This window comes from Microvirga sp. jy35, from assembly GCF_056148915.1.
Map to the genome: position 1 here is coordinate 20,327 of NZ_JBWBEW010000040.1, position 20,523 is coordinate 40,849.

Consider the following 20,523-nt stretch of genomic DNA (forward strand, 5'->3'; position numbering starts at 1 on the left):
TTGATCTACTGCGACATCCAGAGCTATTCAAAGAGGAAATGCCATGATGGATTCGATCGCCCCCACAATCGATCATCAGAAGAAAGAGGAGATTCGCCTCCGCTTTCTCAAGGTCGACACCTCTAATGTCGCCGATGTTCTCGACAATCTAGGCTATCCACATCAAGGACTGGCAGCAGAGTTCTCACCCTTCCCAGCGACCAGCGGTCGCCTGGCGGGCTGGGCATATACAATTCGGGGTCAGATGACGCCGTTTCCGCTCGGCGGAGATCCAGAAAAGATGAAGGCTTGCCAGGGCATCTCGCCTGGCGAGGTTACTGTCTGGAGCGGTGACGGGGAGGGTATCTGCTATTTCGGAGAACTCATCGCCATCGGGATGAAGGAACGTGGCTGCGTGGGATCTCTCGTCGACGGAGGTATTCGGGATGTCCGCTGGATCGGCCAGCATGAATTTCCCGTCTTTGCGCGATACAGAACGCCGACTCAGTCAATTGGACGTTGGAAGGTCAATGCGTGGCAGACTCCCGTATTTTTACAGGGCGCAACGACCAGCCTTGTAAAGATTGAGCCAGGTGATTTCATCCTCGGCGATGAGGATGGCGTCCTTACCATCCCGGCTGCGATTGTCGAACAGGTTCTTGAAGAGGCAGAGAGGCTAACCAGTACAGAGGTCTCGATCCGGGCAGAGCTATCCGCGGGGATGACGCTCGCAGAGGCACTTAAGAAGTTTGGTCATGTCTGATCGTGCGACGGGAGAACTCTTAAGCATGTCACAGGATCAAGTTTCGGCGCGGCTCGCTGAGCGTGGACTGTCGGTGACGAACGACGAGGTGAAAGCGGTTACCACTGACCTTGGCCGCATATCTGCTATGATGGAGCGTCTTGAGCCGACACTTAAGGCAAGCGACGATACGAACGCTTTCGGTCGGATGCTCGAGACGTTCTCTAGGCCTCAAGTCTCAAGCTCCTCCGCATGGATGGAGTGGGAAGCCAATCGAGATGGACCGATTCCTGCAACGGATCGTGCCCTAGAAAGAGCCGCTGATACTGCCCATCAGCTCAACTGCTTCATTGAGATTTTCCCGAGAAAAGCAGAACAGCTCGCAAGGCGTCTTCACGAGGAGAACCACAGCACGCAATACCCACTCTATGGCATCCCATTCGCTTATAAGGATGTGCTTTCTACGGCGGACCGGCATCCGACAGCGGGAGTCGGGCAGGGCTACCAGTGGGAAAGCCAATCGCACAGTGTGGCGCTGATGCGGCTTGTAGACGCTGGCGCGATTCCGATTGGGGCGCTTAATCTCGACCCACATTGTTACACAGCTACTGGCTTCAACTCATATCATGGTCGAGTTCTAAATCCGCACGGCCCTGCCTACGCTGTCGGCGGATCGTCGAGCGGTGCCGCTGCCGCAGTTGCCGCAGGGATCGTGCCTTTCGCTCTTGGAACTGACACTGGTGGCTCAGTCCGAATTCCAGCCTCTCTGTGCGGTGTTTATGGATTGAAGCCAACACACGGCCTCATCCAAGATCCCGGGGTCGTGCCGCTCTCTGCGTCTCACGATACGATCGGAATCCTTGCCGAAAGTCCTGCTCGCATAGGGCGAGTTCTGGGCGTTATCTCCGATTGGCCGCAAGACGCCAGCGAGAAGGTGGAGGATAAGGGGCAATCCCATCCGCGATATAGCCTTGGAGTGACGCTGGAAGGTGTTAAGATTGGAACGAACACCGCCGAGCTGCTCGCCGGCATGGACGATGCTGTTACAGGAGCGTTTCGTAGAACGTGCGATGCATTGGTGAGCTTGGGCGCGGAGTTGGTCGAAATACCATTCCCATCGATTGACGATCTCAATGCCTGCGCCTCAATCATAACATCCTATGAGGCGGATGCCGTTCACGGCGACGCCCTCGCCCGCCACCCTGAATACTATCCTCCTTCTGTTCGACGGCGCTTGTTGACAGCAGCCTGCGTCAGGAGGGAGGATTATCAGAGCGTGCTCAGGCTGAGAGGTAAGTATCTGGCTGAGGTTCTTGCCCAAGCGCTCAGCGATGCAGACATCCTTGTCTGTCCCACAATCCGCATCAGCGCTCCTCGGGTCGATCACATTCCTGACGATGCCGAAGCAGGAGGGGCTTTGAGCCTAGAGTTCCTGAGCATGAATCGCCCTTTCAGCTTCTTGGGTCTGCCATCGCTTTCAATCCCCGTGGGCGTTGATGCAAACAATATCCCAATAGGCTTACAGGTCATCGGCCGTCCATTTTCCGATTACGATCTGCTGGCGCTGGCAGAAACTATGCGTCAGAGCCTCGACTAGGACCTGGCAGTCTCAATCCGTTCTGACCTAACCTGGATCCCGGACTAAGCGCAGTAAGTGCCTCATGCGTGTTTACAGATGTGGGTCGCTGCTGTGCGCTGGCCTCCAGCGTCATGAGTGCAGGCGGCCCTCAACCCAGCCTTTGAGACCTAAAGGTCAATTGGTCGGCCGACACCCTGGGAAATGGCAGGAGGCAGTCGTTGGTGACCGCACTCCCGCGAAGATCATTTGCGATTGCCTCTTACGGCACGCACCGCCGCATTACCCTAGCGAGCCGCTGTGAGAATGCCTTTGCATCAGCTGGGAGTTCACCGTCCAGGATCCGTGCTTCGTCCAGCAGGAGATGGGCCTCGTCTTCTCGCAGGGTTTGTTCGACATCTCCTAGATCTGCCAGGGCGACAATGAGGTCATGGCACGGGTTGATCTCAAGGATTGGTCTTGCTGCCGATCCTAACTGTCCTGCTCGAGCCAGGAGCCGCTCCAGTTACCGGCCCATGCCAGTCTCGGGTGCCACCAGGCGGACAGCGCTTTCTGTATCGTCGATCCTGCCAAGGTCGTGCGCACGGCTCTGCAGAATGCAGCGTCCTTGGCTGGCCTGCTGGTCACCACCGAGGCCATGGTTGCCGAGGCTCCGAAGAAGGAATCCGGACCGGCCATGCCAAGTGGTGGTATGGGCAGCGGCATGGGTGGCATGGCCTTCTAAGTCCTGCTCCTATCATCCCACCGGAAAGCCATCGGATCACGCCGGGGCCTTTTTCACTGGTGCAGAAGCGAACGTACGAGCACCGAGATCTTGACGAGCGAGTTCCCGCGCGATCACAAGTCCGACGACATCTGTGCCGAGGACGATCACATCGAGGTGGTCCATAGAGTTCGATCCGTCGTGTTGAACGATCTATGATGCCGGCGCGTCACAAATGAAATGGCCGCTCACTACATCAAATCCAGTGGCCGGCGGCGTGTTGATGGCGCAGGCCTCCGGCCGGGCTCGCGCGAGGAGGCGGCCGTGCCCACCTGCAGCGAGTCGCTCACCCTCGCGACAAACAACTGTGCCGCGCGCCATCGTCATCACAGGCATGCCTGTCACATGGCGTCCCTCATAGGGTGTCCAGCCAAGGCCGTCGTGCAAGGCCTCGGGAGTGATCCTAATCTGCTTCTTGGGGTCCCAGATGACAAGATCGGCGTCAGCGCCTGGGGCGATGACACCCTTGCGGCCCGCGAGGCCATAAAGGCGCGCGGGCTCGGTGGCCGTCACCTCGACGAACCGCTCGATTGATAGACGTCCAGTCCCGACGCCCTCCGAGAAAATGAGGGGAAGCCGAAGCTCCAAGCCGGGCATGCCGTATTGGACCCGGTTGAAGGCGGTGTCAGGACCATCTCTCAGCTTTCCGTCCGGACCCTCCATCACGAAGGCAGAGTGATCCGAGGAAAGGATCGACAGTGTGCCATCATTTAGGGCCGACCACAGCGCGTCCTGACTCGCCCTGTCGCGCAGTGGAGGGCTGCAGCAGAACTTGGCAGCTTCGAAGGACGGCCGGTCGAGGGCCTCGCGTGTCAAGACCAGATACTGAGGGCAGGTTTCAGCATAGATGGGGAAGCCGCGCCTCCTGGCCCAGCGGACCTGTTCAACCGCTTCCGCGCTGGACATATGAACGAGCACGATTGGAATGTTGACAAGCTCTGCTAAGGAGACGGCATGGTGCACCGCGTCGCGCTCCGCCAGCCTGGGTCGCGCATCGGCCAGATGGCGGATCTGGTCGTAACCCGATGCCAGGAGCTTTTCGGTGAACCACGCAATCATGTCGTGGCTCTCTGCATGGATGAGCGGCATCGCCCCCTCGCGTCGGACTGCTGTCAGAACGTCGAGCGCCGCGCGGTCGTCGAGACGAAGGGCATCGTAGGTGAGATAAATCTTCACCGACGTGAAGCCCTCTTTCACGAGCGCAGGTAGATCAACGTCCAGCGTCTGCTGCGAGGCATCCGTCACTATCAGGTGGAAGCCATAGTCGAGCACCGACTTGCCTTGTGCACGGGTCTTATACTCCTCGACCACGCGACGGAGGCTCTGGCCCCTGTGCTGGGCTGCGAAGGAGATCAGCGTCGTGGTTCCACCAAAGGCTGCCGCGACACTCGCCCCCTCGAAATCATCCGCGGTACGGGCCCCGCTTGAGACCATTTGGTCGATGTGGCAGTGGGCATCCACACCACCAGGGAGAACGAGAAGACCGCTCGCGTCGATCACCTCGGCCGTGGCGGTGGCCGAGAGCCCTGAGCCTAGCACCGCGATCTGGCCGTCGCGGATGCCAATATCCGTTTCCGCAGTACCCCTTGGAGTCACGGCTCGCCCGCCGCGGATCACTTTGTCGAAGGATTGCGTGCTCATAAGGATCTCGGCCTCCGCCGCTAAAAGGTCAGGCTGAATGCATAACGGTCTTGTTCTGCATCCGGGATACCAGGCGCACGAACGGCCAGAACATGAGGAAGTACACGATGGCCGCCGCCACGAGCGGGGTCGGGTTGTAGAGAAGACCTTGCGCAATTTGTGCCGAGCGCAGCAACTCCTGCAGCGCCACCGCAGACGCAATAGAAGTCTGCTTGACGAGCTCTACCGTGTTGCTGACCAGATCCGGCAGCACGTTGCGTGTCCCCTGCGGTGCGACAACATATGTAATGCTTTGGAGCCAGCTGAGACCTGTCGATCGGGCGGCTTCCCGCTGGCCCTTCGGTACGGATTCAAGCCCCGCTCGGAAAATTTCGGCGAAATAGCTTGAGCCGTTTAGCGTCAGAGCGAGAACGGCTGCCGAGAATTCCCCAAGGCTAAGTCCGAGGAAAGGAAGGCCGAAGAAAATGAAAATGAGTAGGACGAGAGGCGGGATCGCCCGCAGCGTGTCGACATAGGCAACGAGCACCATGCGTAGTGGGGTGCTGCGCAGGTCTTGCGCCACTGCGATGACAAGACCGATGACAATGGACAGCGGCACCGCAACTGCCGCCAAGGCAAGAGTCAGCCACAGTCCCTCGACGAGAAGGGGCCAGACTTCCCGGAGAACGTCGAGATTGAAGAAGGTGGTGACGAGCTCGCTCATTATGACCTCGGATGGGCGTAGGCCTGCTCAAGCCAGCGTGTGAAGCGCACGAAGGGCAGGAACAGAGCGAGAAAGAGAAGCGCGCCAACCGTCAAGGCAGTCGGATTTGCAACGTTAGACTGGATGCTCGATGTGACACTAAGCAGTTCTGGAACAGCAATGACTGAGCCGAGCGTGGTGCCCTTGCTAATGCCGATGGCGCGGTTGGTGAGGGGCGGAATGGATATCCGCACCACTTGAGGCAAGATGATATAGGCAAGCGTCTGGGTGAATCCTAAGCCTGTCGAGCGACCTGCCTCCCATTGCCCTTTATGGACTGCGTTGATGCCGGCCCAGAAGATCTCTTCCGCAAATGCCGACAGAACGATCGCAAGAGCGACCACAGTGGCGGTGAACGGGTCTAAGATGAGTCCTAGATGGGGCAGCGCGAAATAGGCGAGCACGATCAGCACAAGCTGCGGAATCGAACGAAAGAAGTCGATATAGAAGATGATCAGCGCGTTCAGTGGTTTGATGCCGTAGAGCCGGATGATAGCAATCAGGAGCCCGAGCGGAATCCCGATCACGACCGTCAGCACTGACATCTCGACCGTGATGAGAAACCCCCTGAGAATATCCGGCCAGTAGTCCGCCATCAGCGGAAAGTCGAAGAAGTATCGAACGATTTGATCCATCGGCTGCCGTCAGGACTTGGTACGAGTGACGAATTCGCGAATGCGGGGGTTCTGCGGCGAAACAAGGATCTCCTCCGGCGTGCCTTGCGCCAGCACCGACCCGTGATCCATAAAGACCACCCGATCTGCCACGTCCCGGGCAAACTGCATCTCATGCGTGACCACGATCATGGTCATACCCAACTCTTTCGTGCGCACCATTACGTTGAGCACTTCGCCGACCAGCTCTGGATCCAGAGCAGAGGTTGGCTCGTCGAAGAGCATCACCTGCGGTTCGAGCGCCATGGCACGGGCGATACCCACGCGTTGCTGTTGGCCGCCCGAGAGCTGAGCTGGGTAGGAGTCCGCTTTATGTGCGAGGCCTACGAGTTCAAGGTGCTTGAGGGCCTTCGCATCCGCCTCGGCCTTGGAAAGGCCAATGACCTTGCGCAGAGCTAGCGTCACGTTACCAAGTGCCGTCTTGTGCGGGTAGAGATTGATGCTCTGGAACACCATGCCGATACGCCGTCGCAGAGCGTTAAGATCCACGTTCTTGCCTGTAGCCTCGTGCCCACCGACAACGATACGTCCACTGGTTGGCTCCTCGAGGCGATTGATGCATCGCAGGCAGGTGCTCTTGCCCGAGCCGGACGAGCCGACGATAACGACGGCCTCGCCCTTCTTGACTTTGAGGTCGATGCCGCGAAGAACCTCCACGGCACCATACGATTTACGGAGCCCATCGATGACGACGATGTCGCCGTCACCGTTGGGGCCGATGCTGTCTTGTGCAATCATCACTGGCAGGACGTCTTGCGCTCGGTAGCATCGTAGCCCTCGAAGTCGGGCGCTCCCGTGCCGGGATAGACCTTCACGGTGGAGGACCCTTCCTCCGGCGCCACACCGAACCATTTCTCATGGATTTTGGCGAGGGTACCGTCCGTCTTCAGGCACTCGACAGCTTCTTCGACCTTGGCACGGAAAGCCGTATCTTCCTTCCGAAAGGCGATGCCGAAGTTCCGGCCGCTGTCGAGAACGAAAGGAACCTCGGTATTGGGAACCTGAGTCGAGACGTAGCGCGAGACGGGAGCATCTGCGACATTCGCGAACGCGCGGCCGATCATAACTGCCTGCACGGCATCCGCATTCTTATTGTAGCGCTGGATTGAATAGCCGTATTTTGCCTCATTGTCCGTGAGCCACTTGTCCGAGACGCTGCCGTTATTGACAGTGAGTTCCTTACCCTTCAAATCTTCAAGGTTGGCGATCTTGGCGCCTTTCTTGGTCAGGAAGCCCATCCCGGTCGGCATGTAGGGTTCGCTGAACAACATCTGGGCCGCACGTTCGGCGGTGATGTTTGTCGGCGCCGGGATCATCTCGTAACGCTTGGAGAACAGGCCTGCAAAGATTGCCGAAAAGTTGCTATCGGTTACATCGATGCCTGGACGACCGAGCTTCTTCGCGATGGCATCCGCGAAATCATAGGTGAAGCCGGTGATCTCGCCTGAGGCCTTCTTGAAGCAGAACGGAGCGAAACCGAGGTCACACGCGATCTTCAGCTTTTCGTTCTGCGGGTGATCGGCATCCTGTGCCAGGGCGGGAGTTGTGAGCAGAGCGGCGAGAGCTAGGCCTTGGGCTGCAGCGCGCATTCCCTTCATCGACGAAATCCACATATCCTCTGTTCCCTTATAATTTTTGATGGAAAAAGCCCATCCATAGATCAGCGTATCAGCAGTGACCCATTCCTTGCCCATGCTATCTTATGGCCAAGGCATAACGTTATGTTAAGTAACAATGTTTAAGTCACTATTGGATTTCGATGCACGTTCGCCTGCAAGGTCGTACAAGATTTTCGCGAATGCCTGAGCTACGCGCGACAGAGGTTCCAAGCGCGATTTGAGAAGGTGAATGTGCATCCGTGTGTGCGGCAGGAACGGTCGCGTCTCGATCTTGGGCCACGTACCACCGCGGATCACGAATTCATCAACGATACCGACACCGGCTCCAGCCTGGACCAGGGAGCAGGCCACGGGCGTGAACCGCACGACAGTGTCAAACCGAAGCGATGCGCCACTTGCCGCAAGGGCGTTCTCGACATGGAGGCCATAGGGAGTTTGCGGGCCATAGCCGATTAGAGAATAAGGCGCTAGATCAGCAGGGGTAATCACGGACATCTGAGCAAGCTCATGGCCACGCGGGACGATGACCCTGAGGCTTCCCTCAAGGATGGTTGTATCCACAATGGTTGGCTCATCGACCGGTAGGACTGAAAGGGCTAAATCCACCCGGTTTGCGCTGACACGGGCTACAAGCTCCGGCAGGGTTAGAATCTCGAACTCGACCCGCACATCAGGAAAGTGGTGCCGGAAGAGGCAGATAGCCTCAGGCACGAAAGCCTGGCCGACGCTTGGGCTCGCGACAACATGCATGCCGCCCGTACCACGCTCGCGCAACTCCTGCGCAAGGTTGTTGACCCGCAGCACGCCCTGGTGGACTTGATCCACTTCCGCAAAAAGGCGCTTGGCCTCGGGGGTTGGCTGGACGCGGCCTTTTACGCGCTCAAAGAGCTTCAGGCCGAGACGATCTTCCGTATATGCGAGCAACCGGCTGATCGCGGGTTGCGATACCGCCAACAGGCGAGCCGCACCGCTAATCGAGCCTGTCACCATAACAGCGCGGAACACCTCGATCTGACGTAGATTGAAGCGCATAGAGATAACATCCGGTTATGACCTGACGCAGAAATAGCATGTTCCTGATGGGATAACACCCACTATGGTCTCTTATGGACCGGTACGTCGCTGCAGGCCGCGTCGGCGAGGGAGGGGACATGAGACGGATTCTGACCATGGGCGATGTTGAGGCGGCGATCGCCGGGGGATCGATCTTTGCGGCGGGCGGAGGCGGCTGGCCGGATCATGGCCGCATGCTGGGCCAGGCCGCGGTCATGACAGGCCAGCCTGAGCTCGTCACCCTGGACGAAGTTCCCGACGACGCCATCATCGCAACAGCGGCTGCCATTGGGGCCCCGGCAGGAACAACCGATTGGCAGATGCTCGGGATCGACTACGTGCGTGCCGTCGAGCTGCTGCAGGACGCTCTCGGCAAGGCGGTCTACGGGCTGATGATCGGTCAGAACGGTATGTCGAGCACGCTGAATGCTTGGCTGCCCGGTGCGGTTCTAGGCACAAAGGTCATCGATGCAGTGGGCGATATTCGGGCGCATCCTACGGGCGACATGGGATCGATCGGACTCGCCAGCAGCCCTGAAGCGACGATCCAGACGGCGGCGGGCGGGAACCGGTCCCAGAACGCTTACATCGAGCTTGTGGTCCGCGGCACGACTGCGAAGGTCTCGCCGATCCTGCGCACAGCCTCCGACATGTCTGGAGGCTTCATTGCTTCCTGCCGCAACCCCGTTCCTGCCTCCTACGTGCGACAGCACGCGGCCCTGGGTGGTATCTCGATGGCATTGGCACTGGGCGAACGTATCTTGGCTGCAAGGCCGAACGGCGGCCGCGCCGTCATCGATGCCATCTGCGACCAGACGTCGGGCGTGGTGGTCGGCCAAGGCAAAGTCATCCGGAAATCCATCGAATATACCCGGCAGGCCTTCGATGTCGGTACCATTCAGATCGGTGAGGGGAAGAGTGCCCGTATTCTGCACGTGATGAATGAATATATGGCTGTGACCGACCTCGAAGGGCAGCGTGTCGCAACCTATCCGGACGTCATCACCACGCTCAACCACGACGGCACGCCGATCAGCGTCGGCCATGTACGGGAAGGCATGGAACTCGCCATCCTGCGCATCGCGAAAAGTCACATCCCGCTCAGCGCCAGCGTGTCGGATCCCAGCGTGTACCCCGTCGTCGAGGAGGCTTTGGGTCTCGACTTGACGAGCTATGCTCTGGGCCGGAACCGCACCGAGTTGTCCCACGGCAAGGAATAACACGCTGTTATGAAGCATGCCAGAATAAGCATGATCGGTTTTGAACGGCTGTCGATATGCTGGCCGCATGAAACGTCGGCTTTGTCCGCCACTCTCGAACAAGCAGGTTCTCATGAGCGATTTTGATCTCGTCCTTCGCGGCAACGTAGTTCTGTCAGACCGGATCATCGAGGACGGCTATGTCGCCGTTTCCGGTGGAAAAGTGGCAGCCGTCGGCACAGGCACGCCGCCCTCGGCTCGCGAGTCTCAGGATTTCCGTGGTCAATGGATCATTCCCGGCGTTATCGACGGGCAGGTTCATTCCGGCAGCCAAGCCAACCACGAAGGCATTGGCATGTGCTCGCGCGCCGCGGCAGCAGGCGGTGTGACGGTCATGGTCGACATGCCCTACGACGAGCCGGAGCCGGTTACGAGCTCAACCCTGTTCAACGAAAAGGTCGCCACGGTCCAACGTGACGCCCACGTCGATGTGGCGCTCTATGCCACGATTACAGTTGAGAATGGCCTTGATGCGATCCCGGGTCTGGTTGATGCGGGCGCATGCGCGTTCAAGTTCTCGACATTCGAGGCTAATCCGACCCGTTTCCCGCGAATTGGCGACGACACGATCCACGAGGCCTTCAGGCGCCTTGCCCCGACGGGCCTGCTCTGCGGTGTCCATAACCAGGATCAGGAGATGACGAGGCGCAACATCGCCCGGCTCGTCGAGGCCGGCGACACGGGGCCCGATGCCTTTGGCCGCGCGCACACGCCGCTGATCGAGAACCTCGCCACCGCCCGCATCTACGAAATCGGCGCGGAGACAGGCGCGCGCGCCCACGCAGTCCATGTTTCGACCTCGCGTGGCTTCGAGATCGCCAACATGTACAAGCGCGCCGGCTACAAGGCTTCTATCGAGAGCTGCGTGCAATATCTGATGCTGAACGAAGAGGAGCATGTCCGGCGCTTTGGCGCAAAGGTAAAGCACTACCCGCCGATCCGCCCGAAGGCCGAAACGGAGCTCCTCTGGAGTCATATCGCTGCGGGACATTGCGACTTCGTCTCCTCCGACCACGTCTCATGGGGACTGGAGAAGAAGAGCGATCCGAACATCTTCAAGAACACCTCAGGCGGCCCAGGCATCGAAACCCTGCTGCCGGCCTTCTGGACGGGCTGTGAGGAACACGGCGTCTCGCCGACCATGGTGGTCAAGCAACTCTGCGAGGGACCGGCGAAGGCTTTCCTCCTAGCCGATAAGGGGCGCCTCGAAGCCGGAGCCGATGCGGATATCGTCGTGCTTGAGCCCGGCCGCTTCCCGTTCGATCCGTCGAAGAGCCTCTCCGCCGTCAAGTGGAGCTCATTCGAAGGCCGTGAGTTCACCGTCCGCGTAGCGGCGACTTATGTACGTGGCGCACTCGCCTGGGACGGATCGGCGATCCGCAACAACGCCGGGGACGGCCGCTTCCTCCGTCCGGCGGCGTGACGGCTGTGGCCATCGACGCCAATCGCCTCTGGGAACGCATCGAGGCCCTGTCGCGGATCACCGATCCCGACCGCCCGTGGACGCGCCGCTCCTTCTCGCCACTCTTCCTAAAGGGGCGGGAATGGCTCGTCAGCGAGTTCCACGCTGGCGGGCTCGAGACGACGGTCGATGCCGCTGGAAACCTCGTCGGCCGGCTCGACGGATCCGATCCGCACCTGAAGCCGATCGTCATCGGTTCCCACTCCGACACGGTGCCCTCGGGCGGCCGTTACGACGGCATCCTCGGCGTGCTCGCCGGACTCGAAGTCGCACAGAGCCTCGTCGAATGTGGCGAGCGTCTGCGCCATCCGCTGGAGATCTACGATTTCCTGGCCGAGGAGCCGAGCGAGTTCGGTCTGTCTTGCATCGGCAGCAGGGCTTTGGCCGGGATGCTGTCTGCCAGCATGCTGGACCTCAGGCGGCCTGACGGCATGTCATTGAGAGAGGGCTTGGCCTATGTCGGCGGAGATCCCGAAAGCCTCGCTTCCGTCAAGCGTTCTCCCGACGGCACGGCCGCCTATGTGGAAGTGCATATCGAACAGGGGCGTGTGCTCGAGCAGGAGGGCACCGCCATCGGAATCGTCACGGATATCGTCGGCATTCACCGGGAGCGCATCACGGTCAAGGGGCGTGCCGATCATGCGGGCGCAACGCCGATGCCTCTGCGGGCAGATGCATTGGTCGGTGCCGCTCACATCGTAGGGACAGTATATGCCCGCGCGCTGGCGGACAGCAACAAGCCCCTCGTCGCTACCATCGGAAAGCTGGATGTTCTTCCGAACGCGGCCAACGCGGTGCCGGGCGAAGTCGAAATGGTTCTTGAAGTGCGGTGCGGCGACGAAGCCGCGACCCGCACCTTCGGCAAGACATTGATCGAGGAGGTTCGCCCTTCGCTGGAGGCACTGAGGCTTGAAGTTCAGGCAGAGCCTGTGAGCCATGCTTCGCCGACCCCCTGCGCTCCTGTCGTGCGGGATGCAATCAGGGCCGCTGCATCGTCTCTTGGATTGTCATCCCGGGACCTGCCGAGCGGCGCAGGGCACGACGGCGTCTTTGTCGCGCTGACCGGGCCGATTGGTATGATCTTCGTGCCTTGCCTCGACGGCCGCAGCCACGCGCCAGAGGAGTCGATCGAACCGCATCAGGCTGCCGACGGCGCCCGCGTCCTCTTCGAGACTGTGCGTCGGCTCGACGCAACCCTCGGGTGATGCCATGGATTGGGCCGCAAGCGACCTCACCGACCGCAACCTGTACAAGCTTCTGGTGAACACTGTCCTCCCGCGGCCAATCGCGCTCGTAACCACCGTCGACGGGAACGGAAACGTAAACGCCGCGCCGTTCAGCTTCTTCAATATTTTCAGCCATGCTCCGCCGCTCGTGGTCCTGGGCATCGAGGGCCGTGAGCCAGTAGAGGCGCCGCTGAAGGATACGATGCGCAACATCCGTACGACGGGGAGCTTCGTCGTCAATCTGGTGGACCGCGCGCTCGTGGAAGCCATGACGATCTGCGCCATCGATCTGCCGTCCGGGATCGACGAGCTTGCCGCTGCGGGCTTGACCTCGGCCCCGAGCCGACAGGTCGCCGCGCCGCGGATCGCCGCGTCTCCGGTGCAGCTTGAGTGCCGCGAGACAGTCTCCCTGTCATTCGGCACCCGCCACCGCAATCTCGTCGTGGGCGAGATCGTCCATCTACACGTCCGCGATGGCCTCGTGGACGGCAATTTTCATGTCGATATCGACGCGCTGGATCTCGTCGGCCGCCTGCACGGCGCAGACTGGTATGTCACGACGCGGGACCGTTTTCAGGTCCCGCGGCAGAGCTACGACGCATGGCGCGCGCAACAACAGAGGGTGCGAGCTGACAAGGATGAAGGTGAACTATGAGCGGAACGATCTACGTCATCAATCCCAATTCCAACGAAAGCGTAACGGCGGGCATCGACGCTGCTGTTGAGCCGCTCCGTTCCGCCGATGGTCCCGCCATCGCCTGCGTGACCCTGCATGAAGGCCCTCCGGGTATCCAGTCCCAGCGCGATGTGGACGGCATCGTCGGACCGCTCCTGAAGCAAGCGGCATCGCTCGAGAGCGAGGCAGAGGCCTTCGTCGTGGCCTGCTTCTCCGATCCGGGCATGCATGCCCTGCGCGAGCAGAGTGCGCGGCCTGTCATGGGTATTGCCGAGTGCGGCGTCCTGACGGCCCTGACGCTCGGCCAGCGGTTCGGCGTCGTTGCGATCCTGCCAACCTCTATCCCGCGCCATCTTCGTTATTTCGGTGCGATGGGCGTGCTCGATCGATTCGCCGCCGATCTCTCCATCGGCCTGGGCGTCTCTGAACTGTCGGACGGGCAGCGTACGCTCGGACGCATGATCGACGTCGGTCGGACACTCCGGGACACGCATGGAGCCGACGTTCTGGTCATGGGATGCGCCGGCATGGCCCGTTTCCGTGAGACGCTGGAGCGGGAGCTCGGGATCCCTGTCGTGGAGCCGACGCAGGCGGCCGTCACCATGGCGGTTGGCCAGGTGCGTCTGGGCTGGGGCGGCCGTTCATCCGTCGGGTCAGCCCGATGACCGAGCTCCTCAGCAGGCTTGCAGCCATTATCGGCGAGAGGAACGTTCTCACCGACGGTGCATCGATGACACCGTACGTCAATGATTGGCTCGGAAAGTACCACGGCTCGGCCCAAGCGGTGGTCCGGCCCGGCTCTGCAGCGGAGGTGGCGGCCGTTCTCGCCGCTTGCCGCGAGACGGGAACTCCGATCGTTCCGCAGGGTGGCAACACGAGCATGTCGGGCGGCGCAACTCCCGATGCATCGGGGAGCGCAGTCGTCCTGTCGTTGACGCGGATGAACCGGATCCGCGAGATTGATCCCATTGGAAACACGATCACCGTCGATGCCGGCGTCGTGCTGTCCCACGTTCATTCGGCCGCAAAAGAGGTCGGTCGCCACTTCCCCTTGAGCCTCGGGGCCGAAGGAAGCTGCACGATCGGGGGTAATCTCGCGACGAATGCGGGCGGGGTTGCCGTGCTGCGCTACGGCACGATGCGAGAACTGACCCTCGGCCTCGAAGTGGCCCTGCCGGACGGTCGCATCTGGGATGGTCTCACAGCCCTGCGCAAGGATAACACCGGTTATGCCCTGCGCGATCTCTTCATCGGCTCTGAAGGCACGCTCGGAATCATCACCGGCGCGGTGCTGAAGCTGTTCCCGGAACCCAAGGCTCGGGCGACTGCTCTCGTCGCAGTGCGGGATGCCGAAACGGCACTCTCGTTGCTGGCCGTCGTGCGCGACAAGTGCGGCGATCGCCTGACGGCCTTCGAATTCATGACCGATGCTTGCATAAACCTCGTGCTTCGCCACGTCGCGGATGCTCGCATCCCCTTTGGGGCCGTCCCTCCCGCACTGGTGCTGGTGGGGCTGTCGGACACGGATGATGACGCAGCCCTGAATGCCCGGCTTGAGGATGCGCTCGTCGCAGCGTCCGAAGCAGAGCTTGCTCTCGACGCGACAATCGCCCAGGACATCGCCCAGGCGAGAGTCTTCTGGCGCCTGCGTGAGGGGATATCCGAGGCCTTGGTGCGCGAGGGAAAATCCGCCAAGCACGACATCTCGGTTCCCGTCGCTCGCATGGCACAATTCATCGCGGCTGCGGACAGAGCCGTCGCGGCCATCTCTCCCGGCGTCCGGCATGTGGTGTTCGGCCATCTCGGCGACGGCAACCTGCATTATAACCTGTTGCGGACCACCGACATGAGCGAGGCCGATTTCACCATTTTAGCGCCGAGGCTCACTCGGGTCGTACATGACGAGGCCAAGGCCTGTCGGGGCTCCATTAGTGCCGAACACGGAATCGGACAGCTGCGCGTCGGCGACATGCCGCGCTACAAGGCTCCCATCGAACTGGAACTTATGGCGGCATTGAAGGGACTGTTCGATCCCGCCGAGCTCCTCAACCCGGGCAAACTTCTGCCTCTCTCAGAAAAACATTAAGGAACGAGATTTCATGGCATTGCTCGATGAAAGCGCCAAGGGCGTTTACGTCATTGCTGTCACTCCCTTCGCCGATGACGGTGCTCTCGATTTGGAGAGCACCGATCGGATGGTCGACTTCTACCTCGGGAAGGGCGCCACCGGTCTGACTGTGCTGGGCATGATGGGCGAGGCCCCCAAGCTGACCGGCGCCGAGTCGAACACCTTTGTGAAGCGCGTCCTGGCTCGGGTCGGTGGCCGCGTTCCGGTGGTTGTGGGCGTGTCGGCTCCCGGCTTTGCACCCATGCGCGAGTTGTCCGAGAGCGTGATGGCCGAAGGCGCTGCCGGCGTCATGGTGGCGCCGCCCGGCAACCTCAGGACCGACGATCAGATTTACAATTATTATGAGGCAGTCGCCGAAACTCTCGGAAATACACCCTTCGTGCTCCAGGATTTTCCCTTGGTGACAAACGTGCAGATCTCGCCGGCGACGATCCTGCGCATCGTGAAGGCTCTGCCGACCTGTGTGATGCTGAAGCATGAGGATTGGCCAGGTCTTTCCAAGATTTCCGCTCTGCGCGCAGCGAGCGAGAAGGGCGAGAGGCGCATCTCGATCCTGGTCGGAAACGGCGGCATGTTCCTTCCGGAGGAGCTGGGACGTGGTGCCGACGGGGCCATGACGGGATTTGCCTATCCTGAGATGATGGTAGATGTCGGGAAAGCTTACGCGGCGGGCGACGTGGAGCGTGCTCATGACCTCTTCGACGCCTATCTGTCGCTTGCCCGCTACGAGCAGCAGCCGGGCCTTGGCCTGACGATCCGGAAATATACGCTGGCCAAGCGCGGAGCCATTGCTTCGGGAGCCCTGCGCAAGCCTGGCCCCAAGCTCTCCAGCTCCGATATTGCCGATATCGAGCGTTTGATCGATCGCCAGACACGTCGCCTTGCGGAGATTGGCTAATGGACCTAGGACTGAATGAAAAACGAGCGCTTGTGATCGGCGCGAGCCGCGGTCTCGGCGCAGCAATAGCAAAGACTCTTGCGGCGGAAGGAGCGACCGTCATAGCCGCAGCCCGCCGTGTGGAGGCGATCGATGGTTGGATTGGCGAACTCCCGGCGGACATCCGCGGTCGCGTGAGGGCCGCGCAGCTCGATCTCTCGGACGTCGCATCCGTCGATGTCCTATGCGGCCGGCTGCTTGAGACGGGTGGGGTCGACATCTTCGTCGGGAACTCCGGTGGTCCGCCACCAGCGGAAGCGCGCGAGGCCAAACGCGAGGACTGGCTCGTCCATTTCGAGGCTATGGCTGCGAACCTCTTTCACCTGACGCAGTGCCTGCTGCCGCCCATGGCTCAACGCGGCTGGGGACGGATCATCACCATTGCCTCCTCCGGCGTCGAACAGCCAATCCCGCGCCTGGCGCTGTCCAACGGAATCAGGTCCGCAGTGATCGGATGGTCGAAGACCCTTGCGTCCGAAGTGGCGGCACAGGGAATCACCGTCAACGTGGTGCTGCCGGGCCGCATTCACACCGAGCGCGTCGATCAACTCGACAAGGCTGCCGCCGACCGCAGCAACTCGTCCGTCGAGGCTGTGGCGAAGGCCTCAATGGCAAGCATTCCGGTCGGCCGCTACGGCCGCTCGCAAGAATTCGCCGATGTGGTAGCTTTTCTTGCCAGTGAGCGCGCTTCTTACGTGACGGGCTCGAAAATCCGCATCGACGGCGGTGCCACGCGTTCGATCTGATCGGCCGCTCCAGCCTTACGCCTCTTCGCCCTCGACCTCTCCCTGAATTGTGGAAGGCCCGGGCGAGGGGCACGCCTGTGTGCAGCCCTGACGAACAGCCAGGCAAAGCAATCGCCTTCAGCGGCCCACAGCAGATCCCTACAGTACCGTTCAACGGCTCGACATGAGTACACAATGGTGGTACACACGAGCAGATCGGGTCGGACATAAGTTATTGATTTTGCTAGGGTTAAGCCACTTGTGGCACAATCCTCTCCTGGGCGCCTTTCCGTTAGCGGCCCTTAGCGCCTTGTTCAGGTTGTATGAGGTCAAGCGTGGGTATTCTATGGAGTTCTCGCGCAAGAGCTTCTACCGGAAATTCGCCGTAGGTATCCGAAACCGTGCGCCGACGGTGTCCCGTCACAGCATCAATGATGCTAGTGTCGAGCCCATGTCTCCGTGCAAGGGTTTTCAGACGATGCTGCCAGCTGTGGTTTGGTGACAGGCGCGGGTCAGTCAGGCCAAGTCCACGAATCCAACGACTGAGAACTTTCGTACCGTTTCCGCCGCGGCTGCCAAAGCGATCTGGTGTCAGGCTTTTGAATAGAGGTCGTGAGCCAACCGATTGCACAAATCGGAGGAAGTCAGATTCGAATAGGGCGGGGTGCAGTGGTACCACGCGCTCCGAACCGATGTTCTTGAGAGAGCCAGCTTCTGCCGCCATACACATGCACCAATGGCCTTCGATCTGAAGAATATCTTCAACGCGGAGCTGGCAGATCTCGTAAACACGGGCCCCAGTGCCACTGGACGGATCCAAGGTCGTGCCAACGAACTTCTACAGTTCCTCCGACACCGGAAACAAGCCAAGCTTTGCCACATAGCGGCCATACCGCAGGGGCGCTTGGCTGAAATAGCTCTCGCCCAAGGGATGAATGTGAGGATGCCCGAAGAAGTCCAGCAACACGCTGTCGGACCCGACGAGATGCAGCGCCTTGTTTGCAGCAAACCCGAGCGCCGTGCCGGCTAGCTTTGCTCCCTCAGGCAGGTCCGAGATCCCTTCAAGGAAACGCTGCACTCTGAGGAAGCCCTTCAGGTCTGCCACCGCGAAGCGCCGGCCGGAGCTGAGCAGAAAGTCCTGTGTGATTTCCCCTTCATGCCCGCCGAGCATCGGGCCCGGTACGCCAATCACCTTGAGGGCAATTCCTCGTGGTGTGTGAATGGTGTCAGTCAGAAGCTCTCCGGGCTCGGTGGAGAGACGAGCGACTAAGGGATAGGTATTGGGTACGGCAAAGAGGCCTTGGGCCAAGGGCTCGGGCAGTCTGCGAAGCACCGTAAGTGTCCCCTTCAGCAGGCCATGGCTTTTGCCATGCGAGGGGCGAACCGCATGTTCGTATCGCTTGGCGAGGGTTTGGCTCACCCGGGCAAGCGAGGCAATGATCTCCTGTACGGTGTGGTCCTCGTCAGGTGGAATCGTCTCTACAGCGTCGTCGTAGGGTAGATAGTGCAGGGAGTTCCGGGCGGTAACATTATTGGGCCTGATTGGGTGCGGTGTCGATGGAAATGCGTAGCCTTAAGATGTCAGACACGGATCATGGAGATCCCGCTAATGAGAATGACACCCACAAGGACAATGAAGCCGACAAAGATGGTGGGAAAGCCATCCCGCTTGTTGTGGGCGATCCCGGCCTTAAGGCCGTTCCTCCAGCGATGGAAGGATTCCTGACGCCGGGCCCAGGCAAGCTGTGAAGGCGTCAGGGGAGTACCGGAAGCCTCCTCACAGGTGCCCAGCATGGCCATGCCTGGATCGAACACCTCTGTTTTGTCGCCGCTCGCACCGCTGTCTATGTCAGCCTTGAGCATGGCGGCGGTGGGGCTGTCGGAGTCCGGCGGCTGATCAACGGGATTGATCGTGTGTGTCGGAGGGATATCAGATTTTGACATGGATTGCTCCCGACAGGGTGGGGAGGAGCAGGGCGGTAGGCTCCCACGCGCCAGTGATGTCCGACAACCCATCTGCTATGGGAGGGTTCCGATAATCATCGTTCCCAAATCCCAGAAGCCGCACCCTGTAGCCGGCGGTTAGCCCGAAGGAGCAGATAAAGAGGATCAATCGTTTGATCTTCAGCGGCTATGTCGGCCCAGGCTCTTGGGTTTCCATCCGCCCGCCGACGCGGATGTAGATGCAGTATGCGCTAGAATGCGTAACGAACTCCGCAATAGGGGAGCTTGTCCGCCAACAGATCCTGAAAGCGCGTAAGCCATTGCTGCTTCCAGGCCACCTTGTAGCGCAGGTTCAACATGCCGCCCTCGGAGCGCTTGACCTGCTGCAGGTCAGGACGCCACAGGTACTCCTCGGCCTTTGGATGCCAGCGCAGGTTCACCTCGTGCAGCTGTTCATTGTGCGTGAGAAAGATGATCTCAGCCCGCAGCTGCTCCTTGGCTTGGGGCGAGAGCACGTCATCGATCTGCTCGAACAGCGGCTGGTAATCCTGCTCCCAACCCTCGTGGACAACGACAGGCGAGAAGTTCAGGTGTACCTCATAGCCGGCGCGCACGAAGTCATTCACAGCTGCGATGCGTTCGGCGATGGGTGAGGTTCGCACATCAACAACCTTGGCAATCTTCTCCGGCATGAGCGAGAAGCGAATGCGGGTCTTGCCCTGGGGATCGTAAGATAGCAGATCCCGGTTCACGAACTTGGTCGCAAACGAGCCCTTGGCGTTCGGCAGGCGCCGGAATAGGCCGACAAGATCACGAACATTGTCGCAGATGGAGGCATCGACCGAGAGATCGCCATTCTCGCCGATGTCATAGACCCAGTGCTGCGGATCGATCTGGTCGGGCGCAGGCAGGATGCCCTGCCGCCCCGCATGCCGCTCGATGGCAGCGCACGCTTCCTCGATGTTGACGAAGATGGAGATCGGGTTGGCATAGCCTTTGCGACGCGGAACATAGCAGTATGCGCAGGCCATGGCACAGCCGTTCGACGTCGAGGGGGCGATGAAGTGGGCGCTGCGGCCGTTCGGACGCATGGTAAGTCCCTTCTTGACGCCAAGCACCAAGCTGCTGCGCTTGATCCTGAGCCAATCCTCGGCATTGCCCTCGTTGCCGTGCAGGGACGGGATCTTCCAGTGCGAGTCGACGTAGTGCCGCTCGGCATCCGGGTACTTGGCCAGGATCTCCTGGCCACGCGTGTAGGTTTCCACCACTGGCTCAAGGTAGATCCGCTCAATGTCGATCAACTGCTTCGGGAGGGCCATACAAGGATCCAACGGTCCGCTCTCCCGATGCGTAGGGCATAGGGGTTCTGTTGCAACT

At 60.4% G+C, this 20,523-nt stretch carries 19 protein-coding genes and 1 pseudogene; 11 read left to right on the forward strand and 9 right to left on the reverse strand.

The annotated features are described in order from the left end of the window. The first annotated feature begins 43 nt into the window (after positions 1-43). From AC0QTX_RS22120 to groEL, 3 genes and pseudogenes are all read left to right on the forward strand, one after another. The gene (locus tag AC0QTX_RS22120; RefSeq protein WP_474605984.1) at positions 44-742 is read left to right on the forward strand and encodes an RraA family protein; all 699 of its coding nucleotides are present in this window, start codon (positions 44-46) and stop codon (positions 740-742) included. A gap of 25 nt (positions 743-767) precedes the next feature. Next, complete coding sequence (locus AC0QTX_RS22125; protein ID WP_474605985.1) at positions 768-2,318, forward strand: amidase; 1,551 nt, start codon at positions 768-770, stop codon at positions 2,316-2,318. 535 nt (positions 2,319-2,853) lie between these two features. Next, positions 2,854-3,021: pseudogene (gene groEL / locus AC0QTX_RS22130) on the forward strand (chaperonin GroEL); the annotation flags it as partial. A gap of 192 nt (positions 3,022-3,213) precedes the next feature. Here the strand turns inward: groEL and hydA are convergent. The 6 genes from hydA to AC0QTX_RS22160 all read right to left on the reverse strand — a co-directional run bounded on the left by hydA (position 3,214) and on the right by AC0QTX_RS22160 (position 8,768). Next, positions 3,214-4,701, reverse strand: a complete 1,488-nt coding sequence (hydA, locus tag AC0QTX_RS22135) for a dihydropyrimidinase (RefSeq protein WP_474605986.1) — start codon at positions 4,699-4,701, stop codon at positions 3,214-3,216. Between the two features lie 28 nt (positions 4,702-4,729). Continuing rightward, the gene (locus tag AC0QTX_RS22140; protein WP_474605987.1) at positions 4,730-5,404 is read right to left on the reverse strand and encodes an amino acid ABC transporter permease; all 675 of its coding nucleotides are present in this window, start codon (positions 5,402-5,404) and stop codon (positions 4,730-4,732) included. Further along, on the reverse strand, positions 5,404-6,078 hold the full coding sequence (locus tag AC0QTX_RS22145; protein ID WP_474605988.1) for an amino acid ABC transporter permease: 675 nt from the start codon (positions 6,076-6,078) through the stop codon (positions 5,404-5,406). The genes AC0QTX_RS22140 and AC0QTX_RS22145 overlap by 1 nt, the downstream gene beginning before the upstream one ends. A gap of 9 nt (positions 6,079-6,087) precedes the next feature. Further along, the gene (locus AC0QTX_RS22150; RefSeq protein WP_474606009.1) at positions 6,088-6,855 is read right to left on the reverse strand and encodes an amino acid ABC transporter ATP-binding protein; all 768 of its coding nucleotides are present in this window, start codon (positions 6,853-6,855) and stop codon (positions 6,088-6,090) included. Then, entirely contained in the window at positions 6,855-7,715 is an 861-nt protein-coding gene (locus tag AC0QTX_RS22155) for a substrate-binding periplasmic protein (RefSeq protein ID WP_474605989.1), read from the reverse strand. The genes AC0QTX_RS22150 and AC0QTX_RS22155 overlap by 1 nt, the downstream gene beginning before the upstream one ends. A 126-nt stretch (positions 7,716-7,841) precedes the next feature. Further along, a complete protein-coding gene (locus tag AC0QTX_RS22160; RefSeq protein ID WP_474605990.1) occupies positions 7,842-8,768 on the reverse strand; it encodes a LysR family transcriptional regulator in 927 nt (308 codons plus the stop codon). 119 nt (positions 8,769-8,887) lie between these two features. Between AC0QTX_RS22160 and AC0QTX_RS22165 the strand changes: the two genes are divergently transcribed. From AC0QTX_RS22165 to AC0QTX_RS22200, 8 genes are all read left to right on the forward strand, one after another. Beyond that, positions 8,888-10,009, forward strand: coding sequence for a DUF917 domain-containing protein (locus AC0QTX_RS22165; protein ID WP_474605991.1), 1,122 nt, complete (start codon positions 8,888-8,890; stop codon positions 10,007-10,009). Positions 10,010-10,121: 112 nt separating this feature from the next. Then, the gene (locus tag AC0QTX_RS22170) at positions 10,122-11,471 is read left to right on the forward strand and encodes a dihydroorotase (protein WP_474605992.1); all 1,350 of its coding nucleotides are present in this window, start codon (positions 10,122-10,124) and stop codon (positions 11,469-11,471) included. Positions 11,472-11,476: 5 nt separating this feature from the next. Next, positions 11,477-12,715 (forward strand): hydantoinase/carbamoylase family amidase, encoded by a 1,239-nt coding sequence (locus tag AC0QTX_RS22175; RefSeq protein ID WP_474605993.1) that lies wholly within the window; start codon positions 11,477-11,479, stop codon positions 12,713-12,715. Positions 12,716-12,719: 4 nt separating this feature from the next. Beyond that, positions 12,720-13,391, forward strand: coding sequence for a flavin reductase family protein (locus tag AC0QTX_RS22180; protein ID WP_474605994.1), 672 nt, complete (start codon positions 12,720-12,722; stop codon positions 13,389-13,391). Next, positions 13,388-14,077, forward strand: coding sequence for an aspartate/glutamate racemase family protein (locus tag AC0QTX_RS22185; protein WP_474605995.1), 690 nt, complete (start codon positions 13,388-13,390; stop codon positions 14,075-14,077). Before AC0QTX_RS22180 ends, AC0QTX_RS22185 begins: the two co-directional genes overlap by 4 nt. Then, positions 14,074-15,498 (forward strand): FAD-binding oxidoreductase, encoded by a 1,425-nt coding sequence (locus tag AC0QTX_RS22190; protein WP_474605996.1) that lies wholly within the window; start codon positions 14,074-14,076, stop codon positions 15,496-15,498. The genes AC0QTX_RS22185 and AC0QTX_RS22190 overlap by 4 nt, the downstream gene beginning before the upstream one ends. Before the next feature lie 13 nt (positions 15,499-15,511). Continuing rightward, positions 15,512-16,438, forward strand: a complete 927-nt coding sequence (locus AC0QTX_RS22195) for a dihydrodipicolinate synthase family protein (protein WP_474605997.1) — start codon at positions 15,512-15,514, stop codon at positions 16,436-16,438. Continuing rightward, complete coding sequence (locus tag AC0QTX_RS22200) at positions 16,438-17,223, forward strand: SDR family oxidoreductase (protein WP_474605998.1); 786 nt, start codon at positions 16,438-16,440, stop codon at positions 17,221-17,223. Before AC0QTX_RS22195 ends, AC0QTX_RS22200 begins: the two co-directional genes overlap by 1 nt. An 817-nt stretch (positions 17,224-18,040) precedes the next feature. Here the strand turns inward: AC0QTX_RS22200 and AC0QTX_RS22205 are convergent. The 3 genes from AC0QTX_RS22205 to AC0QTX_RS22215 all read right to left on the reverse strand — a co-directional run bounded on the left by AC0QTX_RS22205 (position 18,041) and on the right by AC0QTX_RS22215 (position 20,465). Beyond that, the gene (locus AC0QTX_RS22205; RefSeq protein ID WP_474605999.1) at positions 18,041-18,535 is read right to left on the reverse strand and encodes a catalase family protein; all 495 of its coding nucleotides are present in this window, start codon (positions 18,533-18,535) and stop codon (positions 18,041-18,043) included. A 248-nt stretch (positions 18,536-18,783) separates the two neighbouring features. Continuing rightward, on the reverse strand, positions 18,784-19,146 hold the full coding sequence (locus AC0QTX_RS22210; RefSeq protein ID WP_474606000.1) for a hypothetical protein: 363 nt from the start codon (positions 19,144-19,146) through the stop codon (positions 18,784-18,786). 251 nt (positions 19,147-19,397) lie between these two features. Then, positions 19,398-20,465 (reverse strand): spore photoproduct lyase family protein, encoded by a 1,068-nt coding sequence (locus tag AC0QTX_RS22215; protein WP_474606001.1) that lies wholly within the window; start codon positions 20,463-20,465, stop codon positions 19,398-19,400. Between the last annotated feature and the right edge of the window lie 58 nt (positions 20,466-20,523).

Excerpts from the sequence above, each read along its gene's own strand:
- AC0QTX_RS22120 (WP_474605984.1), top strand. The coding sequence starts at position 44 with ATGATGGATTCGATCGCCCCCACAATCGATCATCAGAAGAAAGAGGAG.
- AC0QTX_RS22125 (WP_474605985.1), top strand. The coding sequence starts at position 768 with ATGTCACAGGATCAAGTTTCGGCGCGGCTCGCTGAGCGTGGACTGTCG.
- hydA (WP_474605986.1), bottom strand. The coding sequence starts at position 4,701 with ATGAGCACGCAATCCTTCGACAAAGTGATCCGCGGCGGGCGAGCCGTG.
- AC0QTX_RS22140 (WP_474605987.1), bottom strand. The coding sequence starts at position 5,404 with ATGAGCGAGCTCGTCACCACCTTCTTCAATCTCGACGTTCTCCGGGAA.
- AC0QTX_RS22145 (WP_474605988.1), bottom strand. The coding sequence starts at position 6,078 with ATGGATCAAATCGTTCGATACTTCTTCGACTTTCCGCTGATGGCGGAC.
- AC0QTX_RS22150 (WP_474606009.1), bottom strand. The coding sequence starts at position 6,855 with ATGATTGCACAAGACAGCATCGGCCCCAACGGTGACGGCGACATCGTC.
- AC0QTX_RS22155 (WP_474605989.1), bottom strand. The coding sequence starts at position 7,715 with ATGAAGGGAATGCGCGCTGCAGCCCAAGGCCTAGCTCTCGCCGCTCTG.
- AC0QTX_RS22160 (WP_474605990.1), bottom strand. The coding sequence starts at position 8,768 with ATGCGCTTCAATCTACGTCAGATCGAGGTGTTCCGCGCTGTTATGGTG.
- AC0QTX_RS22165 (WP_474605991.1), top strand. The coding sequence starts at position 8,888 with ATGAGACGGATTCTGACCATGGGCGATGTTGAGGCGGCGATCGCCGGG.
- AC0QTX_RS22170 (WP_474605992.1), top strand. The coding sequence starts at position 10,122 with ATGAGCGATTTTGATCTCGTCCTTCGCGGCAACGTAGTTCTGTCAGAC.
- AC0QTX_RS22180 (WP_474605994.1), top strand. The coding sequence starts at position 12,720 with ATGGATTGGGCCGCAAGCGACCTCACCGACCGCAACCTGTACAAGCTT.
- AC0QTX_RS22185 (WP_474605995.1), top strand. The coding sequence starts at position 13,388 with ATGAGCGGAACGATCTACGTCATCAATCCCAATTCCAACGAAAGCGTA.
- AC0QTX_RS22190 (WP_474605996.1), top strand. The coding sequence starts at position 14,074 with ATGACCGAGCTCCTCAGCAGGCTTGCAGCCATTATCGGCGAGAGGAAC.
- AC0QTX_RS22195 (WP_474605997.1), top strand. The coding sequence starts at position 15,512 with ATGGCATTGCTCGATGAAAGCGCCAAGGGCGTTTACGTCATTGCTGTC.
- AC0QTX_RS22200 (WP_474605998.1), top strand. The coding sequence starts at position 16,438 with ATGGACCTAGGACTGAATGAAAAACGAGCGCTTGTGATCGGCGCGAGC.
- AC0QTX_RS22210 (WP_474606000.1), bottom strand. The coding sequence starts at position 19,146 with ATGTCAAAATCTGATATCCCTCCGACACACACGATCAATCCCGTTGAT.
- AC0QTX_RS22215 (WP_474606001.1), bottom strand. The coding sequence starts at position 20,465 with ATGGCCCTCCCGAAGCAGTTGATCGACATTGAGCGGATCTACCTTGAG.